The 5,206-nt window shown below is 70.6% G+C and carries 6 protein-coding genes; 4 read left to right on the top strand and 2 right to left on the bottom strand.

Features of this window, described 5'->3' with window-relative positions:
- Nucleotides 1–38: 38 nt before the first annotated feature.
- Nucleotides 39–296: a glutaredoxin domain-containing protein gene (locus tag ACFWEP_RS31200; protein WP_266708857.1), complete on the bottom strand. Its 258-nt coding sequence runs from the start codon at nt 294–296 to the stop codon at nt 39–41.
- A 254-nt stretch (nt 297–550) separates the two neighbouring features.
- Nucleotides 551–1,171, bottom strand: a complete 621-nt coding sequence (locus tag ACFWEP_RS31195; RefSeq protein WP_387375131.1) for a hypothetical protein — start codon at nt 1,169–1,171, stop codon at nt 551–553.
- Between the two features lie 244 nt (nt 1,172–1,415).
- Here ACFWEP_RS31195 and ACFWEP_RS31190 point away from each other — a divergent pair, with 244 nt between their 5' ends.
- The 4 genes from ACFWEP_RS31190 (at nt 1,416) to ACFWEP_RS31175 (ending at nt 5,056) form a co-directional block, all read left to right on the top strand.
- Nucleotides 1,416–3,644: an ATP-dependent DNA helicase UvrD2 gene (locus tag ACFWEP_RS31190; protein ID WP_387375129.1), complete on the top strand. Its 2,229-nt coding sequence runs from the start codon at nt 1,416–1,418 to the stop codon at nt 3,642–3,644.
- A 176-nt stretch (nt 3,645–3,820) separates the two neighbouring features.
- Entirely contained in the window at nt 3,821–4,156 is a 336-nt protein-coding gene (locus tag ACFWEP_RS31185) for a hypothetical protein (RefSeq protein WP_387375127.1), read from the top strand.
- Between the two features lie 172 nt (nt 4,157–4,328).
- On the top strand, nt 4,329–4,697 hold the full coding sequence (locus ACFWEP_RS31180; RefSeq protein ID WP_266708861.1) for a WhiB family transcriptional regulator: 369 nt from the start codon (nt 4,329–4,331) through the stop codon (nt 4,695–4,697).
- 32 nt (nt 4,698–4,729) lie between these two features.
- A complete protein-coding gene (locus tag ACFWEP_RS31175; RefSeq protein ID WP_387375133.1) occupies nt 4,730–5,056 on the top strand; it encodes a hypothetical protein in 327 nt (108 codons plus the stop codon).
- Nucleotides 5,057–5,206 lie beyond the last annotated feature (150 nt).

The raw sequence follows: 5,206 nt of genomic DNA, 5'->3' as shown, positions 1-5,206 counted from the left end.
CTGTGTTGCGGGTGTTGCGGGTGTTGCGGGTTCGGCGGTCAGGCGCCGAGCGCCTGCTTCACCTGGGCGAGGCTGGGGTTGGTCATGACGACCTCGGAGCCGCCCTGCGCCGGAACGATCCGGACGGTGGGGACCGTCTGGTTTCCGCCGTTCGCCTTCTCGACGAAGGCGGCCGACTCCGGGTCCAGCTCGATGTTGATCTCGGTGTACCCGATGCCCTCGCGGTCCATCTGGCCCTTGAGGCGGCGGCAGTAGCCGCACCACGTGGTGCTGTACATCGTCACAGTGCCCGGCATGTCGCTGGTGCTCCTCTGGTCGTCTCGTCCGATTCGCCGCACGCCCGAAGCCGGAAAAGGCCGAAAAGGTGCGGTCTACCGAGCCTCCGCACCACGCACCCGTACCGGGAACGCGGTCGTGGGACCCGCTCGCACAACGCTCGGGCCGCTGCCACCATTCCCGCGCCCGGTGCGATGCACCCCCTCCGCCGTCACCGGCCCCTCTGTCTCTCCCTGCCTGGTCCCGCGGCCGACCGATCCGCCCCCGGGGAGGCTCACTCCTGGCTGGACAGCGGAACCCGCAACTCCCCGCGGAGCCGGGCCGAGGTGTCGAGGGACAGTCCCATGGCGGCGTGGCGGAGCTGCTCCGTGAAGCCGGCTATGAGATCGAGGTCACGGAGCTGACGCCGCAGCTCGCGGACGAGCGCTTCGTCCGTGTCGACCGGGAGGCCGCCCGCTCCGTCGTCCGCCCTCTCGGCGAGGTCCTGAAGATGCTGGTCGACGGCTTCCACCGCCCGCTCGCCGGTCCACACGGCGAAGTCCCGGCAGCCGAACAGGTAGGCGTGCGCGGCGTGCAACGTCGCCGCCGCGGCGGACTCGTCCGCCTCGTCCGGCCCGTCCTGGCCGTCGTTGTGGCAGTACTCGCTGAGCATGTACGCGGCGACGCCCCGATTGACCGCCGAGAAGGCCGACGTGTCACCGAGAACGCCGTCCCACACGGAATCCAGCAAGGGGCGCAGGCTCAGGGTGAACGGCGCACGCTCGTCCTCGGGCAACGCCTCGTGCCGGCTCATGAGGCGCTCCGCGACCGCGGCGGCGAAGACGCCGCGCTCACCGGCCGACACCGTCGCCAGCCGCTCTTCGACCTGCGCCGAGAGCTTCTGCCACACGTCCACGCGACCTCCCCGGAGTCGGGTACGGGCCCGCTCGGGCCGACCATGAGGATCTTCCCACCCACCACCGACAGCGCCCCGGGCGAGCCCGGTGACCTGCTGTTCCGTGCGGCCGCACGTCGGCGAAGGCCGTCGTTCCCCCCTGCGGCCGGTGCCGGCGGCCCGGCCGTGCGCTCCGGTATGACGGATGCGTCACCCCTGTGGACAACGATCCCGGTGGCCGCCGGCGACCTGGCAGCATGGCAGGGTGACAGCAGCAACGCATTCCACCCTCTTCCCGCAGGTGCCCGAGTCCCCGGACGCGGTCCTGGAAGGGCTCGACCCCGAACAGCGCGAAGTCGCCCTCGCCCTGCACGGGCCGGTGTGCGTGCTGGCCGGAGCGGGCACGGGCAAGACGCGCGCGATCACCCACCGCATCGCGTACGGCGTCCGCGCCGGGATCCTGCAGCCCTCCACCGTGCTGGCCGTCACGTTCACCAACCGGGCCGCCGGAGAGATGCGCGGGCGCCTCCGCCAGCTCGGCGCCTCGGGGGTGCAGGCGCGGACGTTCCACTCCGCCGCCCTGCGCCAGCTCCAGTATTTCTGGCCGAAAGCAGTCGGTGGCGATCTTCCCCGGCTGCTGGAGCGCAAGGTCCAACTGGTCGCCGAGGCGGCGGCCCGCTGCGAGATCCGTCTCGACCGCAACGAACTCCGTGACGCCACGAGCGAGATCGAGTGGTCCAAGGTCACCCAGACCGTTCCCGCCGACTACCCGGCCGCCGTGGCCAAAAGCCTCCGAGACGCCCCCCGCGACCCCGCGGAGCTCGCCAAGATCTACGCGACGTACGAGCAGCTGAAGCGGGACCGGTCCGTGATCGACTTCGAGGACGTGCTGCTGCTCACCGTCGCGATCCTCCAGGACCGCAAGGACATCGCCGAGAACGTCCGCGCCCAGTACCAGCACTTCGTGGTCGACGAGTACCAGGACGTCAGCCCGCTCCAGCAGCGGCTGCTCGACCTCTGGGTCGGCGGCCGGGACAACCTCTGCGTCGTCGGCGACGCCAGCCAGACGATCTACTCCTTCACCGGCGCCACCCCCGACCACCTGCTGAACTTCCGCACCGCCCACCCGAACGCCACCGTGGTCAAACTGGTCCGGGACTACCGCTCCACCCCGCAGGTCGTCCACCTCGCCAACGGACTGCTGAGCCAGGCGAGCGGACGGGCGGCCGAGCACCGCCTCGAACTCGTCTCCCAGCGCGACAAGGGCCCGGAGCCCGTCTACACGGAGTACGCGGACGAGCCGGCCGAGGCGGAAGGGACCGCTCGCCGTATCCGCGACCTCATCGCCGCAGGAGTCCCGGCGGGGGAGATCGCCGTCCTCTACCGGGTGAATTCCCAGTCCGGCGTCTACGAGCAGGCGCTCGCCGACGCGGGGGTGCCCTACCAGCTGCGCGGGGCCGAGCGGTTCTTCGAACGCCGCGAGGTCCGTGAGGCGTGGGTGGCCTTGCGGGGGGCCGCCCGGGCCGGGGGGAACGACTCCCTGCTCGACGGCGCCGAAGGGCTGCCGACCCAGGTGCGGGCCGTGCTCTCCACCCAAGGCTGGTCGCACCGGCCGCCCGCTGGCTCCGGGGCGGTGCGCGACCGGTGGGAGTCGCTGGCCGCGCTGGTCCGGCTGGCCGAGGACTTCGAAGCCGCTAAGCCCGGCGCGACGCTCGCCGATCTCGTCCGGGAGCTCGACGAGCGCGCCGCCGCCCAGCACGCGCCGACCGTCCAGGGCGTCACCCTGGCATCGCTGCACGCGGCCAAGGGGCTGGAGTGGGACGCGGTGTTCCTGGTCGGGCTGACCGAGGGCATGATGCCGATCGCCTACGCCAAGACCGACGAGCAGGTCGAGGAGGAACGCCGCCTGCTGTACGTCGGGATCACCCGTGCCCGCTTCCACCTCGCGCTCTCCTGGGCGGTGTCACGTTCGCCGGGAGGGCGGGCCGGCCGACGGCCCACCCACTTCCTCAACGGACTCCGCAGCGGTTCCGGGGCGAGCGCCCGAGGTGGGACCGGGGGCGGCGGAGGCATCGACCGCGGTACGGGCACGGGCGGCGCCACGGCCACGGCCACGCGCGCCGAGAGCACCGTCCGGCGCAAGAAGTGGGGCCCGGTGCGGTGCCGGGTCTGCGGCCGGACCCTGACCGAGGCCGGCGAGATGAAACTGATGCGCTGCGAGGACTGCCCCTCCGACATGGACGAGGCGCTCTACGAACGGCTCCGCACCTGGCGGGCCGCCCGGGCCGGGGAACTCTCCCAGCCCGCCTGGTGCGTGTTCACGGACAAGACTCTGATGGCCATCGCGGAGGCCGTCCCCGGCAGCGAGCGGGAACTCGTCACCATCGCAGGCGTCGGGAACCGCAAGATGGGTCGATTCGGTAGCGATGTACTGGCCATCTGCGCAGGTGAGAGCCTGGATGAGGAAGATCGTGAGGGTTTCGGCGAGAGCTGAGGAAAACTCGTCGGAAAAATAGTTTGCGCCCGTGCCAGTCGTCACCATAGGTTCTTAACCACGGAAACAGCGGCTTCTCCGAAGCCCACCTTCCGTGCTGTACTTGTCCGTACCCATCCGAATAAGCAGGACCAGCCCCGGCCGGTCCCCCGAGACGCCGAGAGGAGGCGATTCCAGTGATCAGCATCATCAAGACCGTCAAAATGACCGATCGCCCCGTCGTCTCCGCATGCTCACTCGGCCTTCTCGGCTCCTCGGATGTCTCGCTTCTCGGCACCGGTCTGTCCGGCATTTCCGCCGCGCGTCCGCTGCCTCTGGCGTCCCTGCCGGTAGTCCGAGAGCGCAATGAGCGACCGATCCAGGCATCGGCGGCAGCAGGAGCGAAGGCGGAAAAGGCTCAGGCCTATGCCTTTGCGGCAGCCGGTGCCGGATTCGCGAGCAAGCAGCAGACGACGTACCACCACACGATGTGGGCCTTCCGTGGGCCTGAACCCTGGAGCGATCCAGCCTGATCCAACATCAGGCCGGCGCCTTCAGGGCCGCGGAACCCCACTCGGGATCCGCGGCCCTTTTGTTTTGTCCGAACGGATGAGACGGAACGAAGGAGCCTCGGGACAAGCAGTACCTGGTACCAGCCGACAACCGGCCAACAGCCGGAAAGACCAGACGAGGACACCACCCACCGTGCAACTCGAAGCGCACGCCCCGTCCGTACCGCCTTCCCCCTCGATCGTCCCGCCAGGTTCCACGGAGGACCCCACCTTGTTGCCCCTCACCACCCTCACCGCTCTCGACGACGCCATCGAGAACCTCGGCACCCCGGTGCCCTGCCGCTCCTACGACCCCGAGGTCTTTTTCGCCGAGTCGCCGGCCGACGTCGAGTACGCCAAGTCCCTCTGCCGGACCTGTCCCCTCGTCGAGGCGTGCCTCGCCGGCGCCCAGGAGCGCCGCGAGCCCTGGGGCGTCTGGGGCGGCGAGCTCTTCGTCCAGGGCGTCGTCGTCGCCCGGAAGCGGCCCCGCGGCCGTCCGCGCAAGAACCCGGTCGCGGCGTGACCGCCGACCTGGGAGCCATGGCTCCCGCAGTACTGCACCTGGTCGGCACCATCGACCGCCCCCACACTCATGACCCGCGAAATCAGGCACCCATGACGACCACCCCCACGAAGGAGCCCGTCGGCTCCGCCACGCTCGACGTCACGAACTCCGGCGCGAATGACTCGCGTCAGAACAGGAACCGCGAGATGCAACTCATCCCAGAAGCCCTGGCGCGTGCGCATATGCACGACCGCCTGACCACCGCCGAGGTGGAACGCCGGGCCCTCCACCTGGTCTCCGCCCGGCGGATGCAGCGCCGGGCGGAGCGCGTGTCCCTGCGCGCCCGCCGCGCGCTCGCCATGGCGGTCATGCAGTAGGAACAGCGCCTCCGACACGTGACTCCGACACGTGACTCCAGCAGGGCCTCCGGCACGGCACCCGGCAGGAGTCACGCGTCCGGAGCACAGCTGTGCGAGCAGGAACCACCACCCCGCCCGCCGGGGCCGCCGAACAGGGCAGGCCTCGGC

Source organism: Streptomyces sp. NPDC060198 (genome assembly GCF_042728415.1).
Taxonomy (GTDB): Bacteria; Actinomycetota; Actinomycetes; order Streptomycetales; family Streptomycetaceae; genus Streptomyces.
This window is presented reverse-complemented; position numbering and strand designations above follow the sequence as displayed.

Bases quoted from the DNA above. Each gene is read 5' to 3' on its own strand.
- ACFWEP_RS31200 (WP_266708857.1), bottom strand. From the start codon at position 296: ATGCCGGGCACTGTGACGATGTACAGCACCACGTGGTGCGGCTACTGC.